Origin of the sequence: Pseudoxanthomonas sp. X-1 (assembly GCF_020042665.1) — a bacterium.
In the GTDB taxonomy this organism is placed as follows: Bacteria; Pseudomonadota; Gammaproteobacteria; order Xanthomonadales; family Xanthomonadaceae; genus Pseudoxanthomonas_A; species Pseudoxanthomonas_A spadix_A.
Genome location: NZ_CP083376.1, coordinates 4152390 through 4175311 on the forward strand (window position 1 = coordinate 4152390; position 22922 = coordinate 4175311).

16 protein-coding genes and 1 pseudogene are annotated in these 22922 nt (G+C 71.1%); 5 read left to right on the forward strand and 12 right to left on the reverse strand.

Annotation, left to right across the window (positions count from 1 at the left end):
- Nucleotides 1–19 precede the first annotated feature (19 nt).
- On the reverse strand, nucleotides 20–649 hold the full coding sequence (locus LAJ50_RS18685) for a ParA family protein (RefSeq protein WP_130552808.1): 630 nt from the start codon (nucleotides 647–649) through the stop codon (nucleotides 20–22).
- A gap of 128 nt (nucleotides 650–777) precedes the next feature.
- Here LAJ50_RS18685 and LAJ50_RS18690 point away from each other — a divergent pair, with 128 nt between their 5' ends.
- Nucleotides 778–2265: an AAA family ATPase gene (locus LAJ50_RS18690; RefSeq protein ID WP_138654666.1), complete on the forward strand. Its 1488-nt coding sequence runs from the start codon at nucleotides 778–780 to the stop codon at nucleotides 2263–2265.
- Nucleotides 2266–2424: 159 nt separating this feature from the next.
- The gene (locus tag LAJ50_RS18695) at nucleotides 2425–3171 is read left to right on the forward strand and encodes a hypothetical protein (protein ID WP_138654664.1); all 747 of its coding nucleotides are present in this window, start codon (nucleotides 2425–2427) and stop codon (nucleotides 3169–3171) included.
- 37 nt (nucleotides 3172–3208) lie between these two features.
- Here the strand turns inward: LAJ50_RS18695 and LAJ50_RS18700 are convergent, their stop codons facing one another.
- Together LAJ50_RS18700 and LAJ50_RS18705 are read right to left on the reverse strand one after the other, a co-directional pair.
- The gene (locus LAJ50_RS18700; RefSeq protein ID WP_138654662.1) at nucleotides 3209–4306 is read right to left on the reverse strand and encodes a hypothetical protein; all 1098 of its coding nucleotides are present in this window, start codon (nucleotides 4304–4306) and stop codon (nucleotides 3209–3211) included.
- 42 nt (nucleotides 4307–4348) lie between these two features.
- Nucleotides 4349–5266 carry an AEC family transporter gene (locus LAJ50_RS18705; protein ID WP_138654660.1) on the reverse strand — a complete coding sequence of 306 codons (918 nt, stop codon included), beginning with the start codon at nucleotides 5264–5266 and terminating at the stop codon, nucleotides 4349–4351.
- Nucleotides 5267–5433: 167 nt separating this feature from the next.
- Here LAJ50_RS18705 and LAJ50_RS18710 point away from each other — a divergent pair, with 167 nt between their 5' ends.
- Both LAJ50_RS18710 and ilvA read left to right on the forward strand, forming a co-directional pair.
- Nucleotides 5434–9147, forward strand: coding sequence for an indolepyruvate ferredoxin oxidoreductase family protein (locus LAJ50_RS18710; RefSeq protein WP_138654658.1), 3714 nt, complete (start codon nucleotides 5434–5436; stop codon nucleotides 9145–9147).
- Between the two features lie 104 nt (nucleotides 9148–9251).
- Nucleotides 9252–10796 carry a threonine ammonia-lyase, biosynthetic gene (ilvA, locus tag LAJ50_RS18715; protein WP_130552802.1) on the forward strand — a complete coding sequence of 515 codons (1545 nt, stop codon included), beginning with the start codon at nucleotides 9252–9254 and terminating at the stop codon, nucleotides 10794–10796.
- 443 nt (nucleotides 10797–11239) lie between these two features.
- Here the strand turns inward: ilvA and LAJ50_RS18720 are convergent, their stop codons facing one another.
- The 3 genes from LAJ50_RS18720 to egtB are packed head-to-tail and all read right to left on the reverse strand — an operon-like array spanning nucleotide 11240 to nucleotide 13790.
- Complete coding sequence (locus tag LAJ50_RS18720; protein WP_138654656.1) at nucleotides 11240–11518, reverse strand: DUF3253 domain-containing protein; 279 nt, start codon at nucleotides 11516–11518, stop codon at nucleotides 11240–11242.
- The gene (gene egtD, locus LAJ50_RS18725) at nucleotides 11515–12501 is read right to left on the reverse strand and encodes an L-histidine N(alpha)-methyltransferase (RefSeq protein WP_138654654.1); all 987 of its coding nucleotides are present in this window, start codon (nucleotides 12499–12501) and stop codon (nucleotides 11515–11517) included. The genes LAJ50_RS18720 and egtD overlap by 4 nt, the downstream gene beginning before the upstream one ends.
- Entirely contained in the window at nucleotides 12498–13790 is a 1293-nt protein-coding gene (gene egtB, locus LAJ50_RS18730) for an ergothioneine biosynthesis protein EgtB (RefSeq protein ID WP_138654652.1), read from the reverse strand. The genes egtD and egtB overlap by 4 nt, the downstream gene beginning before the upstream one ends.
- 71 nt (nucleotides 13791–13861) lie before the next feature.
- On the opposite strand from egtB, the gene LAJ50_RS18735 reads away from it, so the two are divergent.
- Nucleotides 13862–15037 carry an aminotransferase class V-fold PLP-dependent enzyme gene (locus LAJ50_RS18735; protein WP_138654650.1) on the forward strand — a complete coding sequence of 392 codons (1176 nt, stop codon included), beginning with the start codon at nucleotides 13862–13864 and terminating at the stop codon, nucleotides 15035–15037.
- 728 nt (nucleotides 15038–15765) lie between these two features.
- Here LAJ50_RS18735 and LAJ50_RS18740 read toward each other — a convergent pair.
- The 6 genes and pseudogenes from LAJ50_RS18740 to LAJ50_RS18765 all read right to left on the reverse strand — a co-directional run bounded on the left by LAJ50_RS18740 (nucleotide 15766) and on the right by LAJ50_RS18765 (nucleotide 22920).
- Entirely contained in the window at nucleotides 15766–17229 is a 1464-nt protein-coding gene (locus LAJ50_RS18740; protein WP_138653857.1) for a glycine betaine ABC transporter substrate-binding protein, read from the reverse strand.
- An 11-nt stretch (nucleotides 17230–17240) separates the two neighbouring features.
- On the reverse strand, nucleotides 17241–17984 hold the full coding sequence (locus LAJ50_RS18745) for an ATP-binding cassette domain-containing protein (RefSeq protein WP_171044623.1): 744 nt from the start codon (nucleotides 17982–17984) through the stop codon (nucleotides 17241–17243).
- Nucleotides 17985–18044: 60 nt separating this feature from the next.
- Nucleotides 18045–19190 (reverse strand): acyltransferase, encoded by a 1146-nt coding sequence (locus LAJ50_RS18750; protein WP_138653803.1) that lies wholly within the window; start codon nucleotides 19188–19190, stop codon nucleotides 18045–18047.
- A 32-nt stretch (nucleotides 19191–19222) separates the two neighbouring features.
- Nucleotides 19223–20416 (reverse strand): annotated as a pseudogene (locus tag LAJ50_RS18755) (lytic murein transglycosylase); the annotation flags it as partial.
- A 395-nt stretch (nucleotides 20417–20811) separates the two neighbouring features.
- On the reverse strand, nucleotides 20812–21408 hold the full coding sequence (locus tag LAJ50_RS18760) for a DUF938 domain-containing protein (RefSeq protein ID WP_138653805.1): 597 nt from the start codon (nucleotides 21406–21408) through the stop codon (nucleotides 20812–20814).
- A gap of 12 nt (nucleotides 21409–21420) precedes the next feature.
- Nucleotides 21421–22920: an ATP-binding protein gene (locus LAJ50_RS18765; protein ID WP_138653807.1), complete on the reverse strand. Its 1500-nt coding sequence runs from the start codon at nucleotides 22918–22920 to the stop codon at nucleotides 21421–21423.
- Nucleotides 22921–22922 lie beyond the last annotated feature (2 nt).

The following is a 22922-nucleotide window of genomic DNA, read 5'->3' on the forward strand; positions in this document are numbered from 1 at the left end:
CTTAAGAGGAGCCGCGTGATCAGACCGCATCCAGCCAGGCCAGCAGCGGCTGCCAGTCCTGCTGATGGTCGCGTACCTGCAGCGAGTGGTAGTCGAACAGGCTGCGGCCCAGGCCGGCCATGACCACGTAGGCCTGGGTGTCGCGCAGGGTGGCGACCACCGGATAGGGCCACTCCCCCATCATCTCCAGCGCCTGCTGGGCGGTGTGCGTCCAGGGCTTGGCGCGGTTGAGGACCAGGCCCACCGGCAGCTTGCGCTTATGCACGCGCGGGACCTTGGAGAGCGAGTTGAGGAAGCCAACGGTGGCCTCGATGTCCAGGCCCGAGGGCAGCACCGGCACCACCACCGCGTCGGCGGCGTCCAGCAGCGGCTCCAGTTCGTCGGCCATCGCCCCGGCGCGGCCGTCGGCGATCACGGTCTGGGTGTCGGCCGGCAGCCTGGAGGCCCATTTCCTGCCGGTGCCGCTGAGCGGCAGCACGGCGCTGGCCAGTTCCGCGCGGCGCTGCGCCCAGCGCGTGGAGGATTCCTGGGGATCGGCGTCGACCAGGACGGTGCGCTGGCCCTGCAGGGCGTAATAGGCCGCCAGGTTGGTGGCGATCGTGGTCTTGCCCGCACCGCCCTTGGAACTGGCGACCAGGATGGTCTTCATGCGCTCACGCCTTCGCACTCGTCCGGGAAGCCGGAGCGTACACCGTTGGCCGTGAAAGCCACCAGCCGGATCGCGGCCTGTCACGGCGGCGGGCTCTGCTATGTTCGCTCGCCCCCGCAGGAGTCCCCATGAGCGAGCTGAAGGACCTGACCGCCCTGATCCGCGCCGGAACGCCGCTGATCGTCATCGAGACCCAGGACGAGGCGCGGGTGGTCGACCTGTTCCGCCAATGCCTGGCGCAGGTCTGGCGCGCGCTGTATCGCTGGTCGGCCACCGAGGGCCTGCGCCGGCTGGACATGGACCGCGAGGACGTGCCCGAAGGCGCGCCCGAGGCCGGCGCGGCGCTGCAGGCGATCAAGGCGGCCGAGCAGCGTGGCGTGTACCTGCTGCTGGATTTCGTGCCCTACCTCGAATACGCCGGCCACCAGCGGCAGCTGCGCGACATCGTCCAGCGCCGCCATTGCCAGCCGCACGTGGTGGTGCTGGTCGGCGCCCGGGTCGAGCTGCCGGAAGCGCTCGAGCCACTGGCGGTGCGCTTCAGCCCGCGCCTGCCCGATGCGGCCGCGCTGTTGAAGATGCTGCGCGAGGAAGTGGCCGCCTACCCGGCCGAGAACGGCGGGCGGCGGGTCGAGGTGGACACCGCCGCGGCCCAGCAGATCATCCGCAACCTGGCCGGGCTGGACCTGGTCGATGCGCGGCGCATCGCGCGCCACCTGATCTACGACGACGGCGTGCTCGGCCCCGGCGATCTGCCGCAGCTGGCCAGGCTGAAGTTCGAGCTGCTCGGCCGCGGCGGCCAGCTGCAGTACGAATACGACGGCACGCGGCTGGACGAAGTGGCCGGCGCCGACCGGCTCAAGCGCTGGATCGCCCAGCGCCGCAGCGTGTTCGCCTCCACCACGCCGCCGCCGGGCCTGGACCCGCCGCGCGGCATGCTGCTGCTGGGCGTGCAGGGCTGCGGCAAGTCGATGCTGGCCAAGGCCACCGCGGCCGGGTTCGGCGTGCCGCTGCTGCGCCTGGACATGGGCGCGCTGTACGACAAGTACCACGGCGAGACCGAGAAGAACCTGCGCAAGGCGCTGACCGCGGCCGAGCAGCTGGCGCCGTGCGTGCTGTGGATCGACGAGATCGAGAAGGGCCTGGCCAGCAGCGGAAGCGGCGAGGACGGCGGCGTGTCCCGGCGCGTGCTCGGTGGCCTGCTGACCTGGATGGCCGAGCGCGGCGCGCAGGTGTTCGTCGTGGCCACCGCCAACCAGGTGCATGAACTGCCGGCGGAGCTGCTGCGCAAGGGACGCTTCGACGAGATCTTCTTCATCGACCTGCCCGATCCCGATACCCGGGTGGAACTGCTGCGGCTGCATCTGGGCCGGCGCGGGCTGGTGGCCGAGGACTTTGCCCTGCCTGCGCTGGCCGCGGCCAGCGACGGCTTCTCCGGGGCGGAGATCGAGCAGGCCATCGTCTCGGGCCTGTACGCCGCCCACGCCGAGAGCCGCGCGCTGGACACCGACGGCCTGATGCGCGAAATCCGCACCACCCGCCCGCTCTCGGTGCTGATGGCCGAACAGGTCCAGGCGTTGCGCGACTGGGCCCGGGGCCGCACGGTGCCGGCGCACTGACGGCGGCGCACCCGCGGCCGCGGACGGGTGAATCACAGGGAAGGCGCTACCGATCTTCACTATTCTCCTGTAATTTCAACTACTTGCCGCTTGTGGCGCGGGCTAGGCTGCCGTAGGCTCGACGGTCTCACGGATCCCGACGGAACGGCCCCGTAGTCCATGGAACGCCCCCTTTCCCACGCCCGGCCCAGGCACGCCGACACGCCCTCGCAGGTGGCCGACGGCCTGATCGCGCGGCACCAGCAGGCCGATGGCCGCGTCGCCGTGCGTGAGCTGGCCCGGCAGGTGCCGGCCATGGCGCGCGCCAGTCGCATCGAAACGCAGGTCCTGGCACAGGAAGTCGCCGAGCGCCTGCCCGTCCCTAGCGCGCGCAAGCTGCTCGCGCGCTTCCCGCCCTTCAGCCTGGTGCCGCGCGCGCCGTGGCGGCGCAAGAGCCTGCTGTATCGCGCGCTGGACGTCGTGCCGCCGCTGCGCTGGGTGCGCTATCGCCTGGGCCGTTCGCGCTATGCCTGGGTGCGCCAGCGCGCCGCGCATCGCCAGGGACTGGAGGCGTTCACCGTCATCGAGCGCGCCACCGATGCGGCCGTGGCGCGCTTCGCGCGCGTGGTCGACCTGCACGGTTTCGCCGACCTGTTCGGACGCGACACCGATTTCCGCGAGACCGTGGTCGCGGTGGTGCGCGAGCACGCCGCGCCCGAACTGCGCGATCCCTCAGGGGCCGAGCAGCGCCTGAACATGGCCGCCCTGCTCGACCTGACCGCCTGGCACGCGGCGCAACGCGGGGGCGCGTCGACGCAACTGGGCGCCGAGCTGGTGATGCTGGCCATCCCGGCGCCGGTGTTCGAGCGGGTCACGGCCGCGATCCGCCAGTGCATGGCCCAGCGCACGGCGGTCGCTGCGGCATAGGCGGGGACAGCGGCGGTCCGAACGCGGCCCCATCGCGCTACTGTTCGCGCGATGTGGCGGGCGTCCAGCCCGCGGGCGCAGTGAGCGGCTGGTGGTTGGCTTCCAGCAGACGCCGCAGGGTGACGATCTCGCCGTCGCGCAGATGCCAGTCCAGATAGGTGTCCAGCGCAACCTGGCCCGTCGAGGGCGGCAGGAAGCGGGACGCTGCGGTCTGCAGCCACTGCAGTTGCCGCCGCTCTTCGCGCCAGCGCAGCTCCTGCGGGGTACCGGCCGTCAGGCGCGTCATCATGCCAATGCCGATCATGCGGCCGATCAGGTCGTTGCCATCGCGCGCCATCAGCGCGAACACCGATTTGCAGTCGTCCCAGCGTTCGCGATCGTCGTGCGTCTGCGTTGGACCGCAATAGCGCGTGACCACCAAGAAATTGGGAAGCGAACGCATCGCCAGCGCGGCCAGCGCGGTGACCCTGGGCCAGTCCGCACCTTCGGCGCCCTCGTGCATGCCGTCCGGCGTCATGAAGGCCTGGCGCAGCGCTGCGTCCATCGGCGGCACCGGCAAGCCGGAGACCGCGTCGGCCAGCACGCCGCCGAACTCGATCTGCATCGCGTCGTAGCGCGCCGCCTGCGTGGCCGCGCGCCAGGCCCTGGCCGATGCCTTGGCATCGCCGCGCTGCTGGGCATCGATGAAGGCGAGCAGCTGCACGAACAGGTTGTCGCCTTCCTCGCGCAGCAGGAACGTCAGCGCGCCGGCCGCGTCGCATTGCACGTTGCTGCCAGGACACCCCATCGCCTCGAAGCGCGCGACCAGGGGATCGCGCGGACGCGCATCCAGGGCGGCCTGCATCCACACGCTGCGCTCGTCGATCCCGGCGGCCGGCGGCCGTGCCGCCCCCTGCGCCGCGCCGTGCCCATCGTCCGGCCACAGCAGCGCGGCGGCGTAGAGATCGCGTGCCTGGCCGCTGGAGGCCACGCCGCGCAGGTGCAGCTGCAGGGCCTGGTCGTACTGCGCCCGCCAGCCGTTGAAGCGCTGTTCGAAGGCGGCCTGGTCGGCCGCGGCCTGCGCCTGCGCCGGCGGACAGGCCGGCAGCACGAGCGCGGCCAGCAACACGGCGGCGGCGAATGGAAAGCGGCGCATGTCGGTTCGTCCCTGGAAACCCGGCCGCGAGGATGACACGTCTCAGGGCGCCAGCGCTGGCAGCAGCCACGCCAGCAGGGGCAGCGTGGCCAGCGACAGCACGATGGAGTAACCGGTCAACGCCGCGCACAGGCGCGGGGCGAGGTTGTGCGAGATCGCCAGCGCGGCGGCGGTGATCATGGTCGGCATGGCCGACTCGAGCACGTTGACCTGGAACAGCTGCCCGCGCAGCCCGAAGGCGTAGGACAGGGGAATGGCCAGCGCCGGGATCACCAGCAGGCGCAGCGCCAGGCCGACCGCCAGCGGCTTGAGCTCATGGCGCGGCAGCCGCAACTGGATCGACAGGCCGACCGAGAGCATCACCAGCGGCAGCATCGCATCGGCCAGGCGCTGCAGGCCGCTGGCGATCCAGGCCGGCGGCGCGGCGGGCATCAGCGTGACCGCGAACGCCAGCGCCCACAGCGGCGGGAACTTGAGCACGCGCAGGGCCAGCTGCCCCGGTCCCGGCGGCGTTTCCCCCGAGTAGCGCGCCATGATCACGATGCCGAGCGTGGACAGCATCAGGAAGGTGCCGAACTGGTCGTAGACCACCGCGTAAGGCAGCGCGTGGTCGCCCAGCAGCGCCCGCACCATCGGGTAACCGATGAAGCTGGAGTTGGAAAAGCCCACGCAGATGAGCAGCGCGGCCCGTTCCCCGCGCGCCAGCTTCAGGGCGCGGCCAGCCAGGGCGACCAGCCAGTACACCGCGCCCATCAGGAGCCACGGCGTCAGCATCAGGCCCAGCAGCGAGCCGTCCAGGTGCAGGCGCGGCACGAAGGTCAGCACCGCCGCCGGCAGGCAGACGTACAGCACCACCAGGTTGAGCACCTGCGCCGCGCCTTCGGGAAACAGGCGCAGCCGCGCGAACAGCATGCCCAGCGCCAGCATGGCCAGGATCAGGGCGAAGGCATCGAAAGCCATGCGTTTCCTTGCGGTGGAGCCGTCGCGTGGACGTGGGTGGTGCAATTGTGGCCATGGCCCTGCGGCAACGCCAAATCGGGGCCGGCGGGGCGCGGTTGCTAGACTGCCGCCGCGCCAGGGCCGGTCGGCCGGCGCGCACGCCACGCCGCTTTCCACCGGGCCAGCCCATGACCAGCACCGCAGAACTCACCTCGCCCTCGTCCGCCGACACGCCGGCGCTGGTCACGCTGGACGCCGATTACACGCTGGAGCACAAGTACACGCGCACCGACGGGCGCATCTATCTGTCCGGCGTGCAGGCGCTGGTGCGGCTGCCGCTGATGCAGCGCCTGCGCGACGATGCGGCCGGCCTGGACACCGCCGGCTTCGTCAGCGGCTATCGCGGAAGCCCGCTGGGCGGCTTCGACCTGGAGCTGTGGCGCGCGCGCCGGCACCTGGACGCGGCGAAGGTCAAGTTCCAGCCCGGTCTCAACGAGGACCTGGCCGCAACCATGCTGTGGGGCACCCAGCAGACCGGGCTGTTCCCCGGCGCGCGCGTGCAGGGCGTGTACGGCATGTGGTACGGCAAGGGCCCGGGCGTGGACCGCAGCGGCGACGTGTTCAAGCACGCCAACGCGGCCGGCACCTCGCCGCTGGGCGGGGTGCTGGCGCTGGCCGCCGACGACCACGCCTGCCGCAGCTCGACCCTGCCGCACGGCAGCGAGGAGGAATTCGTCAGCGCGATGATGCCGGTGCTCAACCCGGCCGGCGTGCAGGACATCCTCGACCTGGGCCTGGTCGGCTGGGCCATGAGCCGCTACACCGGGCGCTGGATCGGCTTCAAGACCATCGCCGAGACGGTCGAGTCTTCGGCCTCGGTGGACGTGGATCCGTTCGCGCGGCGGATCGTGCTGCCAGAGGACTTCACCATGCCGGCCGGCGGCCTGAGCATCCGCTGGCCCGACCCGCCGCTGGAGCAGGAGATGCGCCTGCATCGCTACGCCGTGGCGGCCGCGCAGGCCTTCGCCCGCGCCAACCAGGTCGACCGGGTGGTGCTGGACTCGCCACGCGCGCGGCTGGGCATCGTCACCACCGGCAAGAGTTACCTGGACGTGCTGCAGGCGCTGGAGTACCTGGGCCTGGACGAGGCGGCCTGCCGCGACCTCGGCATCCGCGTCTACAAGGTCGGCATGAGCTGGCCGCTGGAGCCGGTGGGCATCACCGCCTTCGCGCGCGGGCTGGAGGACATCGTCGTGGTGGAGGAGAAGAAGGCCTTCATCGAGCGGCAGATGAAGGAGCTGTTCTACAACTGGCCGGCCAGCGCGGGCGCGCGGCCCAGCATCGTGGGCAAGTACGACGAGGCCGGCGCCTGGATCCTGCCCTCCACCGGCGAGCTGACCCCGGCCACCATCGCCGGCGTGATCGGCGCGCGCATCCTGCGCTTCGCCAGGACCGAATCGATCGAGCAGCGCCTGCGCTGGATGGAGGCCAAGGAAGCGGAGATGGCCCTGCCGCGCGCCAGCTTCCCGCGCGTGCCGCACTACTGCAGCGGCTGCCCGCACAACACCTCCACCGTCGTGCCCGAGGGCGCGCGCGCGATGGGCGGCATCGGCTGCCACTACATGGTCACCTGGATGGACCGCAGCACCGACACCTTTACCCACATGGGCGGCGAAGGCGTGACTTGGTCGGGGCAGGCGCCGTTCACCGCGACCGAGCATGTGTTCCAGAACTTGGGCGACGGCACCTACTTCCACAGCGGCTCGCTGGCCATCCGCCAGTCGATCGCCACCGGCGTCAACATCACCTACAAGATCCTCTACAACGACGCGGTCGCCATGACCGGCGGCCAGCCCGTCGACGGCCAGCTGAGCGTGCCGGACATCGCCGCGCAGATGCGCGCCGAGGGCGTGCAGACCCTCGTGCTGGTGTCCGATGAGATCGCCAAATGGTCGCGGCGACGCGACCTGTTCCCGCCCGACACCGAGTTCCACGACCGCGCCGAGCTGGACGCCGTGCAGGAGCGCCTGCGCCAGGTGCGCGGCGTGTCGGTGCTGATCTACGAGCAGACCTGCGCCACCGAGAAGCGCCGCCGTCGCAAGCGCGGCAAGCTGGTCGATCCGCCCAAGCGGGTGATGATCAACTCGCTGGTGTGCGAGGGCTGCGGCGACTGCGGGCAGAAGAGCTTCTGCGTGTCGGTGCTGCCTAAGGAGACCGAGTTCGGCCGCAAGCGCGCCATCGACCAGTCCAACTGCAACAAGGACTACTCCTGCGTGTCCGGCTTCTGCCCCAGCTTCGTCACCGTGCACGGCGGCCGGCCGCGCAAGGGCCAGCGCAGCGAGGCCTCCGCGCTGCTCGAGGCGCTGCCGGCGCCGACGTTCCAGTCCGCGCTGGCCCAGCCCTGGAACATCCTGATCACCGGCGTCGGCGGCACCGGCGTGGTGACCATCGGCGCGCTGCTGGGCATGGCCGGGCATCTGGAAGGCAAGGGCGCCAGCGTGCTCGACCAGACCGGGCTGGCGCAGAAGGGCGGCGCGGTCACCACCCACGTGCGCCTGGCGCGCACGCCGCAGGACCTGCACGCCGTGCGCATCGCCGCCGGCGAGGCCGACCTGGTACTGGGCTGCGACATGGTGGTGGTCAACGACTACTGGGTGCTGTCCAAGGTCCGCGGCGAGCGCGCGCAGGTGGTGCTCAACACCTACGAGGCCATGCCCGGCACCTTCACCACGCATCCGGACATGCAGTTCCCCGCGGCCGAGATCATCGCCGGGGTCAACGTCGCGCTGGGGGGACGCGACCCGCTGCTGCTCGATGCCACCCAGTTGGCCACCGCGCTGCTGGGCGATGCCATCGCCACCAACCTCTTCATGCTCGGCTACGCGTGGCAGCAGGGGCTGGTGCCGATCTCGTTGGACGCGTTGATGCGCGCGATCGAACTCAACGGCGCGGCCATCGAGATGAACAAGACCGCCTTCGCCTGGGGCCGCCTGGCTGCGGTCGATCTGCCCGCCGTGCAGCAGGCCGCCGGCATCGTGCGCAACACCGAGACCCGTGAGGAGCACCTGCCGCGCAACCTGCGCGTGCTGCCGCCCGGCGAGTGGGAAGGCACCGAATGGGGCGCGACCAGCGCGCCGCGCAATCCGGACAACGCGCGCAGCGTGCGCGGCCTGCCCGATGCCGCCGCGGCCACGGCCGAAGGCGTGGTGCTGCTGCCGCTGGACGATGCGCGCCTGTCGCGCACCCTGGACGAGGCCATCGCGCGCCGCAGCGCCTTCCTCGTCGACTATCAGGACGCCGCCTACGCGGCGCGCTATACCGGCTTCGTCGCGCAGGTGCGCGAGGCCGAGAACATCCGCGCGCCCGGCTCCACCGCGCTGACCGAGGCCGTGGCGCGTTACCTGTTCAAGCTGATGGCCTACAAGGACGAGTACGAGGTCGCGCGGCTGTACACCAGCGGCGAGTTCCGGCGCCAGCTGGAGCAGCAGTTCGAAGGCGACTACACCCTGCAGTTCCATCTGGCCCCGCCGCTGCTGGCCAAGCGCAACGCCCGGGGCGAGCTGGTCAAGCGCGCCTACGGGCCGTGGATGCTGCGCGCGTTCGGCGTGCTGGCGAAGCTGAAGTTCCTGCGCGGCGGCGTGTTCGATGCGTTCGGCCGCACCGCCGAGCGGCGCATGGAGCGCCAGCTGATCGAGGACTACCGCGCCACCGTGACCGGCCTGCTCGACACGCTGGACCCCGACCGCCTGCCGCTGGCGGTGCGCATCGCCAGCCTGCCCGAGCAGATCCGCGGCTACGGCCACGTCAAGGAGCGTCACCTGCATGCCGCCAAAGCGCAGGAAGCGCAGCTGCTGGCCCAGTGGCGCAATCCGAAGACCATCCCGATCGTGCAGGCGGCCTGAGGATCGCCTCGCTCCTGTGGGAGCAAAAGATGCAGCGGCGGCGAATACTTCCAACCGCAACCAAGCCACAGGAAACCCAAGGCGCGCGGTAGCATGGCGGCCCTATGACCGCACCGCTCAAGCCTGCCGATTACCTCAGGAAAATCCTCACCGCGCGCGTCTACGACGTGGCCGTCGAGACGCCGCTGGAGCCGGCGCGAATTCTCAGCCAGCGGCTGCACAACAAGGTGCTGCTCAAGCGCGAGGACCAGCAGCCGGTCTTCAGCTTCAAGCTGCGCGGCGCCTACAACAAGATGGCGCACCTGAGCCCCGAACAGCTGCAGCGCGGGGTGATCTGCGCCTCGGCCGGCAACCATGCCCAGGGCGTGGCGCTGGGCGCGCACCGGCTGGGCACGCGCGCGGTGATCGTGATGCCGGTGACGACCCCGCGGCTGAAGATCGACGCGGTCAAGGCGCTGGGTGGCGAGGTGGTGCTGCATGGCGACAGCTACTCGGACGCCTATACCCATGCGGTGACGCTGGAACAGCAGCAGGGCCTGACCTTCGTCCATCCCTTCGACGATCCGGACGTGATCGCCGGCCAGGGCACCATCGCCATGGAACTGCTGCGCCAGCATCCCGGTCCGCTGGACGCGGTGTTCGTGGCGGTCGGCGGCGGCGGGCTGATTTCCGGCGTGGCCAACTACATCAAGGCGCTGCGCCCGGAGATCAAGGTGATCGGCGTGCAGATGGCCGACTCCGATGCGATGGTCCGCTCGGTCAAGGCGCGCAAGCGCGTGGCGCTGAGCGAGGTCGGCCTGTTCGCCGACGGCACGGCGGTCAAGCAGGTCGGTCGGGAGACCTTCCGCATCGCCCGCGGGCTGGTGGACGCGTTCGTCGTGGTCGACACCGACGCGGTCTGCGCGGCGATCAAGGATGTCTTCGTCGACACCCGCGGCATCGTCGAGCCCTCCGGCGCGATGGCGGTGGCGGCGATCAAGCAGTACGTGGCCACGCACAAGACCAAGGGCGCCACCTATGCGGCGATCCTGTGCGGGGCCAACATGAACTTCGACCGCCTGCGCTTCGTCGCCGAGCGCGCCGAGGTCGGCGAGGAGCGCGAGGCCTTGTTCGCGGTCACCATCCCAGAGGAGCGCGGCAGCTTCCTGCGCTTCTGCGAGCTGGTCGACCAATTGCCCGGCGGGCCGCGCAACGTCACCGAATTCAACTACCGCATCAGCGATGCGGCGCAGGCGCACGTGTTCGTCGGCCTGACCACGCACGGCAAGGGCGAGTCGTCGAAGATCGCGGCCAACTTCCAGCGCCACGGCTTCGCCACGCTGGACCTGACCTTCGACGAGCTGGCCAAGGAACACGTGCGGCACATGGTGGGCGGGCATTCGGCGCTGGCCCAGGATGAACGGCTGCTGCGCTTCGTGTTCCCCGAGCGGCCTGGCGCGCTGCTCAAGTTCCTGACCCTGCTCAAGCCGAGCTGGAACATCAGCCTGTTCCACTACCGCAACCAGGGCGCCGACTACGCGCGCACGCTGGTCGGCCTGCAGGTGCCGGCCAGGGACGACGCCGCCTTCGCCCGCTTCCTGGACACGCTGGGCTACCCCTGCGTGGAAGAGACCGATAATCCGGTGTACCGGCTGTTCCTGCGCAAGTAGCGCCCCTGCCTCTCCCCGTCGCGCGCAGCGCGGGTGGAGGTTGGGAGGGGTGCTGTTGCCGTTGGCACAGGCACGAGCAACGGCAACGGCAACGGCTAACCCCACCCCAGCCCTCCCCTTCGCTTCGCGAAAGGGAGGGGGCAGAGGCCCGCGAGCTTGCTGCAATCAGCGGCTGCCGGGGCAGCGCGGTATGCGCTGCTGCGAACACCGCTTTTGCCCCTCCCCTTTGCGCGCAGCGCAAGGGGGAGGTTGGGAGGGGGTGCTTTTGCGGTTGCTGTTGGCACAAGCACGAGCAACTGCAACAGCAACAGCCAACCCCTCCCCCTCAATCGCTAGCCGCGATTTCGAGCTCCCCTTCGCTTCGCGAAAGGGAGGGAGCAGGAGCAGATCGAGGCCGTGGCTTCATGATCGGCCAGCAGGCGTATGCCGCCCGAAACGCGCGGCTAGGGCGCGTCGAAACGTTCGCCGCGGCGCAGGCGCACCGGGCCCTTGGCGTCCTCGATCCGCACGGTGCGCTGACGCTGGGTGACCTCGATCCGCCGAGCCTGCACCAGGCGTGCGGCCGCATCGCGCACCGCCGGCATCAGCGCGCGCCAGGCGGCCTCGTCATCGCCCAGGGCGCGCGCCACGTCGGACGGGCAGATCGAGGCCTGCGCGTCGCGCTCGGCCAGCAGTCGCAGGATCGTCGCTTCGACGCACGCCGGTGCGTCGGGCGCGGTCACAGCGGCTGCAGCAGGCGCAGGCCGAACCAGTCGCGGGCGTCGTTCCAGCCGTGGGTCACCTTCAGGCCCGCGCGCGCGGCCAGCTGCGCGAAGCGGGCGTCGGTGTACTTGTGGCTGTACTCGACCTGCATGGCCTCGCCTTGCGCGAAGTCGAACGTTCGGCCGCCCACGTGCACGGTCTGCGCGCGCTGGCTGACTAGGAAGGTCTCGATGCGCAGCCGCTCGCGCACGTAGACGGCGCGATGGGCGAACGCATCCAGGTCGAAATCGCTGCCGATCTCGCGGTTGAGCCGCGCCAGCAGGTTGAGGGTGAAGGCGGCCGTGATCCCGGCGGCATCGTTGTAGGCGGCCTCGATCAGCGCCGGGTCCTTGTCCAGGTCGATGCCGACCAGCGCGCAGCCGCCCGGTCCCATCGTCTGCCGCATGCCGTCCAGCAGGGCCTGCGCGGCCTCGTCGGTGAAGTTGCCCAGGGTCGAGCCGGGGAAGAACATCACCGTGCGCTGCGCCGGCCGCGCGCTCTCGGGCAACGCGAGCGGCTTGGTGAAGTCCGCGCACACCGGCAGCATCTCGATCGCGGGGAAATGCTCGGACAGGCGGGCGGTGGCCTGCACCACCGCCGTGCGCGAGATCTCCACCGGCGTGTAGGCCACCGGGGCGTGCAGGTGTTCGAGCAGCAGCTCGGTCTTGCGGCCGCTGCCGCTGCCGTACTCGACCACGTGCGCGCCCGGGCCGATGGCCTGGGCGATGGAGGGCAGGCGCTGCTCCAGCAGGGCCAGCTCGGTACGCGTCAGGTAGTACTCGGGCAGATGCGTGATCGCCTCGAACAGGCGCGAGCCTTCGGCATCGTAGAAGTACTTGGACGGCAGCGTCTTCGGATCGCGCGACAGGCCGTCCAGCGCGTCGGCGGTGATGTCGTCGGGTTTGGGGCGCAGGTCGGTCAGCGCGTCACGGGCGCGGGTCATGGCGCAGGCGGCAGCGTTCAAGGCAGGTCCTTGGCAAGGCGCATGCCGGCGTACTGCCAGCGCGCGTCGGAGGGGAAGAAGTTGCGGTAACTGGCGCGGATATGCGTGCGCGAGGTGGCGCAGCTACCGCCGCGCAGCACCCACTGGGCATTCATGAACTTGCCGTTGTACTCGCCCAGCGAGCCGGGCCAGGGCGTGAAGCCGGGATACGGCAGATAGGCACTGCCGGTCCATTCCCACACATCGCCGAACAGCTGCGAGAGGCCGGTGTCGGTGCCGGGCTGCGAGCGCGGATGCAGCAGGCCGTCCTCGACGAAATGACCTTCGGCCGGCACGCCGGTGGCGGCCAGTTCCCACTCAGCCTCGGTCGGCAGGCGCGCGCCGGCCCAGCGGGCGAAGGCGTCGGCCTCGAACAGACTCAGGCCACTGACCGGCGCATCGGGATCGCGCTCGCGCCAACCGCCCAGGGTGAACTCGCGCGCGCCATCCTCATGCCAGTACAGCGGGCGCTGCCAGTCGCGGGCGCGTACCGTCGCCCAGCCGTCGCTGAGCCAGTGCGCCGGCGTGCGATAGCCGCCGTCGTCGACGAAGGCGGCGAACTCGGCATTGCTCACCGGCCGGCTGGCCAGCGCGTGCGCCGCCACCAGCGTGCGATGGCGCGGCGACTCGTTGTCGTAGGCGAAGTCCTCCGCCTGCGGCCATGGCGCCGCGCCGATCTGGGCGATCTGCTCCTCGCGCGGGCACCAGCGCAGCGGCCCGCCCTGCGCACGCGGCGCGGGCAGATCCTCGCGATAGGCCGGCTGCAACGGGTTGCTCCACAGCGCGTGGCGGATGTCGGTCAGCAGCAGCTCCTGGTGCTGCTGTTCGTGCTGGATGCCCAGCTGCACGGTGTCCAGCGCCTGATCGTCCAGCGCCCTGGCCTGCAGCCGCGCGCACAGCGCGTCTTCGACCGCCGCGCGATAGGCGCGCACCTGCGCCAGCGTCGGCCGCGACAGCATCCCGCGGCGCGGGCGCGCGTGCATCGGCCCGACGCTGTTGTAGTAGCTGTTGAACAGATAGTCCCAGGCGGGATCGAAGGGGCGATAGCCCGCGTCGGCGCCCAGCACGAAGCGTTCGAAGAACCAGGTCGTATGCGCCAGGTGCCATTTGGCCGGACTGGCGTCATCCATGCTCTGCACCATCGCATCCTCGGCGCTGAGCGGCGCGGCCAGCGTTGCGGTCAGGGCACGCATGGCCTGGAAGGCGGCGAGCAGGGTCTGCGACCGCGCGTCGCGGTCGCGATGCGCCTGGCGGGGTGGGATGGCATGCATGGGCCCATGCTAGGCGGCGGCGGTGAACGCCCTGTTATGCCTGCCCTGGCCGGGACAGCTAGGCTGCACACATGACCGACGCGCCGCCGTTTCCCGACCCCGTCGCCTGGCCGCAGCGCCGGCTCGCCTTCGCCACGCCCCCGGAGGCCGTCTACCTGGACGCGGCCTCCAAGGGCGCGCGGCTGCGCCACGTGTTGGACGGCGCGCACGCGATGCTGGAGGCCGAGGCTGCGCCGTGGTGGCTGCCGCACGCCGACTGGATGCGACGCATCGAAGACGCGCGCGCGCTGGCCGCGCAGGTGCTGTTCGAGGGCGATGTCGAGGGCCTGGCGATGGTGCCCTCGGCCGCGCACGGCCTGGCCACCGCCGCCGCCAACCTGCCGCTGCAGCACGGCCAGGTGGTGCTGGTGCTGGAGGGCCAGTTCCCGTCCAACCTGCTCGCCTGGCAGCAGCGCTGCGCGCAGGCCGGTGCGCACGTGGTCGGCGCCGCACCGCGCGCCGGCGAGACGCTCACCGACGCGGTGCTGCGCACCATCGACCAGACGCCCGAGCTGGCCATCGCCACCCTGCCCCATTGCTACTGGCACGACGGCCGCCTGCTCGATCTCGACGCCATCGCCGACGCCGTGCACGCGCGAGGTGCGGCCCTGGTGCTGGACCTGAGCCAGAGCCTGGGCGTGCTGCCCCTGCAGCTGGCGCGCTGGCGGCCGGACTTCGTGGTGGCGGTGGGCTACAAGTGGCTGCTGGGCACGATGGGCCTGGCCTGGCTGTGGGCCAGCCCGCGCTGGCGCAGCGAAGGTGTGCCGCTGGAGCAGCACTGGGTGGCGCGCGACGCCGGCGCGGATTGGGTATTCCCGCTCGACACGCCACCGCCCTACCTGCCGGGCGCGCGCCGCTTCGATGCCGGTGGCATCGCCGATCCGCTGCGGCTGCTCATGACCCACGGCGGCCTGGCCCAGCTGCAGGCCTGGCAGCCGGCGCGCATCGCCGCGGCGCTGGGCGAGGTTACCGCCGCGCTGGATGCGGCGCTGGACGCCCGCGGGCTGTCGGCGTGGAAGACGCCGGGGCATGCGCCGCATATCGCGGGGTTGCGGGTGCCGGCCGAGCGCTTTGATGCCGTGGCGGGGGCGTTCGCGCGGCGGGGGGTGATCTGTTCGCGGCGGCACGGGTGTTTGCGGTTGGCGCCGTATCTGATGGTGGCTGCGGAGCAGATGGAGGAAGTGGTCGAGATTGCGGCGAGCGCCTAGCGCCGTTGCCGTTGCCGTTGCCGTTGCTGTTGCTGTTGCTGTTGCTGTTGCTCAAGAGCTTTTGCTTTTGCTGTTGCTTTACCTGTCTGAGCCGTAAAGCGAGCCGAGCATCGCAGGAAGACGGGGCCGAAGAGGCGCCCTGTTTGAGCGAAGCGAGTTTGGGCGCCGTCCCTAAAAGGGGATAAATGCCCCGTCTTCCGAGAAGCGCAGGGGACCGCCGCGTAGCGGCGGCTCGCGTCCCGGCGAGAAGCGGTTTTGGCTACTTTTGACAAGACAAAAGTAGCTCGCGCGGCGAAGCCGTGCGAAAGCTTTGCTTTAGCTTTGCTTTTAAGAAGCGCCTGCATGGCGGTCAAGTTTTGCTTGCAAATTAAATGCAAGTTTGGCCGGCGAACCTGCGCCGGCTCTGGTAGGGCTAAGGCAACGCGCCTGCGGCGCGCCAAGTGCAAAGCTTTCGCGCCTGCGGCGCGACTTCCTTTTGTCTTGTCAAAAGGAAGCAAAACCGCTTCTCGCCGGGACGCACGCCGACGCTACGCGTCGGTCCCCTGCGCTCCTCGCAAAGCAGGGCACGGCGCCCAAACTCGCTTCGCTCAAACAGGGCGCCTCTTCGGCCCTGCTTTGCTGCGGTGCTCGGCGTGCTTTACGGCTCAGACAGGTAAAGCAACCGCAACAGCAACGGCAACGGCAACGGCAACGGCAACGGCAACGGCAACGGCGACAGTAGCGACCCGCTATGCCCGCGCTGCGAGCCTCAGGCCCTTGGGCGTCATAGCCCGCTCGAAGAGCTCAAACACCCCCTGCACCAGCAAGGCCAGCACCGCCGCCGGCACCGCCCCTTCCAGAATCATCCCCAGATTGTCGAGCCGGATCCCGGTCAGGATCGGCTGGCCATAGCCGCCGGCACCGATCAAGGCGCCCAGCGTCGCCGTGCCGACATTGATCACCGCGGCGGTCTTGACCCCCGCCAGGATCGTGCGCAGCGCCAGCGGCAGCTCCACCCGCCACAGGCGCGTGCGCGGCGGCAGACCCAGGGCCGCGGCGGTCTCGCGCAGGTCGCGCGGGATGCCGGTCAGGCCGGCGTGCGTATTGCGCACGATCGGCAGCAGCGAGTACAGGAACAGCGCCGCGATCGCCGGCTTGGCGCCGATGCCGAACAGCGGAATCATGAAGACGAACACCGCCAGCGAGGGCAGCGTCTGCAGCACGCCGGTCAGCGACAGCACGACCTGGCCCAGGCGCGGGCGGCGCGCGGCCAGCACGCCCAGCGGCAGCGCGACCAGCAGCGCGCAGCCCAGCGAGAGACCGACCAGGGCCAGGTGTTCGCCGGTGCGCTGGGCGATGCGTGCGGCGCGGCCGCTGCCCCGCGGCGCATCGACACCGACGAAGGTCGCCGCCACCTGCGCCTCGCCGCGATGCTCCAGCTTGACCTGCGCGTTGAGCCGGCGCATGTCCGCCACGTCGATGCGTCCCTCCAGCGAGCGCAGCACCTGCACGAAGGCCGGCGCACTGCGCTCCAGCGCCAGCCGGTACAGGAACACCGCCTGGTAATCGGGGAAGTAATGGCGGTCGTCGTCCAGCACCACCAGGTCGTAGTACGGAATCTCCGCGTCGGTGCTGTACAGGTCGGTCACATCGATCGCCCCGCTCTGGAGCGCGCGATAGGCCAGGTCGTGGTCCAGGCCATTGGCCTGCTGCGGCAGCCCGTAGGCGGTGCGCACGCCCGGCCAGCCGTCGGCGCGCTGCAGGAACTCGTTGCTCAGGCCCAGTTTGAGTTCGGGATGGCGTGCCAGATCGCCCAGCGTGCGGATGCCCAGCGCCTGCGCGCGCGCCCTGCGCATGCCCAGGGCATAGGTGTTCTGGAAGCCGAGCGAGCGCGTCATGCCCAGCCCCTGCTGCGCCAGCGCGGCGACGAGCTGCGCCTCGGTGGCGTCGGGCTGTTGCAGCAGTTCCTGGCGCAGCGTGCCGGTGTACTCGGCATAGGCATCGATGTCGCCCTCCTGCAGCGCGCGCCAGAGGATGCGCGTGCCGCCGAGCTGGCGCTTGTGCGCCACCTCCACGCCGTCCTTGCGCGCCTGCGCCACGGCGATCTCGGCCAGGATCACACCTTCGGTGAAGTTCTTCGAGCCGACGGTGACCTGCCTAGCCATCGCCGGCGACAGCAGACACAGCAGCACGCAGACCAGCCAGGCGCGCATCGACGCGCGCCTCATGCGGCATCCTCCAGCGTGCGCTGGGCGGTCATGAAGCGGGTGACGAAGTCCTCGGCCGGGCGGTCCAGCAAGGTCCGGGCGCTGCCCTGCTGGACGATGCGCCCCGCCCGCATCAGCACCAGGGTGTCGGCCAGGTAGGCCGCCTCGGCCACATCGTGGGTCACCAGCACCACGGTCTTGCCCAGTTGGGCGATCAACGCGCGTATCTGGGTCTGCAGTTCGTGGCGCACGATGGGATCGAGCGCGCCCAGCGGCTCGTCCAGCAGCAGCACCGGCGGATCCAGCATCAGCGCGCGCACCAGCCCCATGCGCTGGCGCTGGCCGCCGGAGAGTTCGGCCGGATAGCGCGCCAGCAGCGCGGGCGGCAGCTGGCAGACCTCGGCCAGCTCGGCCAGGCGCGCCTCGATGCGCGCGCGCGGCCAGCCGAGCGCGCGTGCCAGCAGCGCGGCGTTGTCGCGTGCGCTCAGGTGCGGGAACAGGCCGCCTTCCTGGATCACGTAGCCGATGCGCCGGCGCTGCGCCAGCAGGGTCTTGCGCTGCAGCGGCGCGCCCTCGAACCGCACCTGCCCGCTGTCGGGCCACTCCAGCCCGATCAGCATGCGCAGCACGCTGGACTTGCCCGCGCCGCTGGGCCCGATCAGGGCGGTGGTGCGGCCCTGTTCGATCTCGAGGTCGACGCCGTCGAGCGCAAGGGCCTGGCCATAGCGGCGGGTGACCTGTTGCAGGGAAAAGATCGCCATCCTTGGATGCTGGCATACACCGCCGCGGCCCGTCGCGAAGGGCGCAGGGCTCGCGCCAGCTCAGGCCACCGCGGCCGCCTCCCCCTCGCGATCCGGCGCGCGCCGCAGCCAGCGCCGCTTGAGCCAGCGCTCGGCCGGCAGCGTCCACAGTCGCGCGAAGGCCCAGGCCAGCAGCCAGCACAGCGGCAGCAGCGCCAGGTACCACCAGGCCCCGCCGCGCACCTGCCCACCCTGGGCCTGGTACAGCCCGACCAGTGCGAAGACGACGAACATGTGCGTCAGGTAGAGCTCGTAGCTGAGCCGGCCCCAGGCGCGCAGCCATGCCAGCGCGCGCAGCGGCGCATGGGCGGGCATCGCGTGCAGGCCGAGCACCAGCGCACCGGCCCCGCCGACCAGCACCAGCATGGAGCCGTTGCCGAACGAGCGCCACAGCTCGCCGCCGTACAGCATCACCGCCGCCAGCGCGACCACGCCGAGCACGCGCAGCCCGCGGGCGGTGGAGGCCGGCACCTGCCAACGCATCGCCGCCAGGGCCGCCAGCACGCCGACGGCGATGGCGGAAAAGCCGGGCAGGTAGGCCTTCTCCTGCCAGATCTCGTTGCCGGCGATCGCCGCGCGGGTCAGCGGCAGCGACAGCGCCAGCAGCAGCAGGGCCGGCACCAGCAGCGCGCGCCGGCGCAGCAGCAGGCAGACCAGCGGAAAGGCCAGGTAGAACGCCTCTTCGATCGACAGCGACCACAGCACGTCCCAGCCGCCGGGCAACCAGCCGGTGCGGCCTTCGTACCAGTTCAGCTGCAGCGTCAGCGCCGACCACAGCGCGCCACCCAGCGACTGCCCGGGCTTGTCGATCACGAAGTTCGGCACGCCCAGGCCATGCATCAGGGAGAGCACCGCCAGCAGGAGCAGCAGCGCCGGCAGGATGCGGGCCGCGCGCCGGGCATAGAACGCGCGCAGGTCGATGCGCGCCAGCGACGACCAGCGCTGCACCGCATGCAGCGTGATCAGGAAGCCGGAAATGACGAAGAACACGAACACCGCCTCATAGCCGTTGTAGCTCAGCGCGCGCAGCAGGCGCAGCGGCAGCCAGTCGGCCAGCGCGGTGTCGCGCAGCGGGATGCGCAGCGCCAGGTGGTGCAGGACCACCAGCAGGATCGACACCCCGCGCAGCGCGTCGATGCCGGGATTGCGCTGCGCCGGCGCGGTCATGGCGCCGCGCCCTGCGCCGACGCCGGCAGCAGCACCGGCGGCCCGGCCGCGCGCAGGGCCTGCAGGATCTTCCGGCCGGCGCGGCCATCGACCGGCGCCAGGCCCAGCGCCTGCTGCTCACTGGCGATGGCGCGGCGGGTCTGCGCGCCGACCAGGCCGTCCGGCGTGCCGATGTCGTGGCCGCGCGCCAGCAGCAGGAGCTGCAGGTCCCTGCGCTGCGCGCGGTCCAGCGCCGGATCGTCGGTCGGCCAGGACGCGGCCAGCGGGCCGCCGCCGCGCAGGCGGTCGGACAGCAGCGCGATGGCCAGGGCATAGCTCTCGGCCGCGTTGTAGCTGTAGATCGCATCGAAGTTGCGGAACACCAGGAACGCCGGCCCGGCCACGCCGGCCGGCAGCAGCAGCGCGGCCGGCGTGTCGTCGGCCGCGATCGGGCTGCCGTCCGCGCGGGTGATGCCCGCGGCGACCCACTCGCGCAGCGGGCGCTTGTTCTTGCGCCCGGCGCGCGCGGCGTCCCAGCCCGCTGGCACACGCACCTCGAAGCCCCACGGCTGGCCCGGCTGCCAGCCGGCGCGGTCGAGATAGTTGGCCGTGGACGCCAGCGCGTCGGGCACGCTGTGGACCAGGTCGCGGCGGCCGTCGCCGTCGCCATCCACCGCGATGCGCTGGTAGGTGCTGGGCATGAACTGGGTCTGCCCGAACGCGCCGGCCCATGAGCCGGTCAGCCCATCGGGCGTCAGGTCGCCCGACTGCAGCAGCCCCAGCGTGGCCAGCAGTTCGCCGCGGAAGAACGCCTGGCGGCGGCCGAAGCACGACAGCGTGGACAGCGACACCAGCAGCGGCCGCTTGCCCTGCACGCGGCCATAGTCGCTTTCCACGCCCCAGACGGCGACCACCGTGGCGGCGTCCACGCCGCTGGCCTGGGCCACGCGCGCCAGCACGTCCGCGTGCTGGACCAGCAGCGCCTGGCCATCGGCGATGCGCTGGGCGTCGACCAGGGGCGCCAGGTAGTCCCAGATCGGCGTGGAGAACTCGGGCTGGCTGTCCAGCAGCGGCAGCACGCTCATGTCCGGCACCACGCCGGCCATGAAGCGATCGAACGCGGCAGGCTCGATCCCCGCGGCGCCCGCTCGCGTGCGCGCCATGCAGCTGGCGTAGGTGGCGCGATCGGCGTCGCTGGGCGCGCCCGCATCGACGGTCGGCTGCTGCGCCTGCGCCACCCAAGTCATCGAGGCCATCAGGAATCCCGCCAGCTTGCGTCGCATGCGTTTCTCCGTCGCTGCCATTGCCGGCGTCGATTGTAAGCAGCGGGCCGCCGTGGGAGCCCGGGATGCGATGTCGCACCGGGCGCCGTGCCGTCGGAGGCCTGCGCGCGACACGCCGCGTCAAGCGCAAAAGCGCTGGATTCCCGCCTTCGCGGGAATGACGGCCTGAAGCATTCGCGTTGCAGTTGCTGTTGCTCTGGCTCTAGCTTCAAGGCCCCTCCCCTTTCGCGCAGCGAAGGGGGAGGCTGGGAGGGGGTGCTTTTGCTTTTGACGTTCCCGCGAAGAGCGCGCCTCCCTCAGTCGCTGGCCGCGACTTCGAGCTCCCCTCGGCCTACGGCCCAAGGGAGGGGGCAAACGCCCTACCCCCGTCGCCACACCAGCAGCCGATTGTTCGCCGGCAGCGCGTGATCGGCCTCCAGTCGCAGCCCGATGCCGCGCGCCAGCGCATCGACCGCCTCGAAATCGCGGATCCCGCTCGCCGGATCGCGCGCCTTCAGCCACTGGTCGAACTGCGCGTTGCTGTCGCTGGTGAACGCCCCGCCTGCGTTGAACGGCCCGTACACCGCCAGCACCCCGGCCGCGTCCAGCACCTCCGACAGCCCGGCCATGCACGCCTCCACCTGCGGCCAGCCCATGATGTGCAGCGTGTTGGCGGTGAACACCGCATCGAAGGTACGCCGCGGCCACGGTCCGCGCGCCACGTCCAGTTCCAGCGGCGGCGGGGTGTTGGGCAGCGCCGCCTCGTCCAGCCATGCGCGGATGCCCGGCAGGTGTTCGGCGCGCTCGCTGGTCTGCCAGGACAGGTGCGGCAGCGCGGCGGCGAAATGCACCGCGTGCTGGCCGGTGCCGCTGCCGATCTCCAGCACGCTGCGCGCGTGGGCCAGCAGCGGCCCCAGCACGGCCAGGATCGGATCGCGGTTGCGCGCGCAGGACGGCGCGAACGGCTTGTCGGTCATGCCCGCCCCGGCTCAGCCGTCGGCGGGCTGCAGCGCCTCGGCGACCGCGTGGAAGAACCGGCCCATCTCCAGCGGCTTGTCGAGGAACTGCGCGCGCAGCCCGGGCGGCAGTTCGGCGCGGTCGAACGGACGCGCGGGATCCTGCAGCAGCAGCACCGGTCCGCGGTAGCCGCGCTGGACCAGCGCCTGCACCAGCGCGGTGGCCGGCAGCAGGACGAAGTCGCTGTCGATGATGAACAGCTCGGGCATGCCATCCACCACCGCCGCGCGCAGCGCATAGGCGCCATCCGGCGCGGTGGCCGGCGCGTAGCCCTGGCTCTCCAGCGCATTGCGCAGCAGCGACTGGCGCGTGCTGTCGCCATCGACCAGCAGGATGCGCTGGCCCTGACCCGGGGCCGGCACGCTGGGCTGCGGCGCGGCGCCGCCGGTGACCGGCAGCACCACCGAGAACGTCGTGCCCTCGCCCGGCGTGCTGTCCACCTCGATGCGGCCCTGGTACTGCTCGACGATGCGCAGGCAGGACATCAGGCCCAGGCCGGTGCCTTCGGTCTTGGTGGTGAAGAACGGGGTGAACAGCTGGCTGCGCGTCTTGGCATCCATGCCGATGCCCTGGTCGGCCACGACGATGCACACGCCTTCCTCGACCGGGCGCGCCGACAGGGTCAGCGTGCCGCCGGTCGGCATGGCCTGGATCGCATTGAGGCACAGGTTGATCAGCACCTGCTGCAGCTCGACGTAGTTGGCGTCGATCTGCAACTGGGTGGCCGGCGGCTGCAGGTCCAGGCGCACGTTGTCCGGCAGCGTGCCCTGCAGCAGGACCTGCACGGCCTGGAACAGTTCGCCCACCGCGACGTGCTCGCGCGCCTTGCGCGCGCCGCGCACGAAGGACAGCATCGACTCGGCCATCTCGTGGCCGCGGCGGCCGGACTCGGCGATCACCTCGCCCAGCTTGTGGACCTTGGGGTTGTCGCTGTGGATGGCCAGCAGGTCGGGCACGATCAGCAGCGGCTGCAGGATGTTGCGCAAGTCATGGCTCAGGCCGGCGGCCAGCATCGCCATCGAATCCAGCCGCTGCGAGCGCAGCAGCTCCTTCTCCACCCGCGCGCGCTCCTGTTCGCTGCGCGCCTCGCGGATGGCGCGCGCGGCGGCCGACGGCAGCCGCGCGGTCTTGTCCTTGAGGATGTAGTCGGCCGCGCCTTCGCGCAGCGCCTGCACCGCGGTCTCCTCGCCCATCGTGCCGGAGACGAAGATGAAGGGGATCGGCGGCCGGTGCGCGCGCACCAGCTGCAGCGCCTGGTGGCCGGAGAAGCCCGGCATGCTCAGATCCGACAGCACCAGGTCCGGCTTGAACACGGCCAGCGCGCGCACCAGCCCGTCCTCGGTGTCGACCCGCTCGAACTCGGCCTCCAGCCCCGCGTCCACCAGCTGCATGGACGTCAGCTCCGCGTCCTCCGGGGAGTCCTCCACCAGCAGGACACGGACCGGACCGATCGGGGCGGCGCTCAGCGGCATGC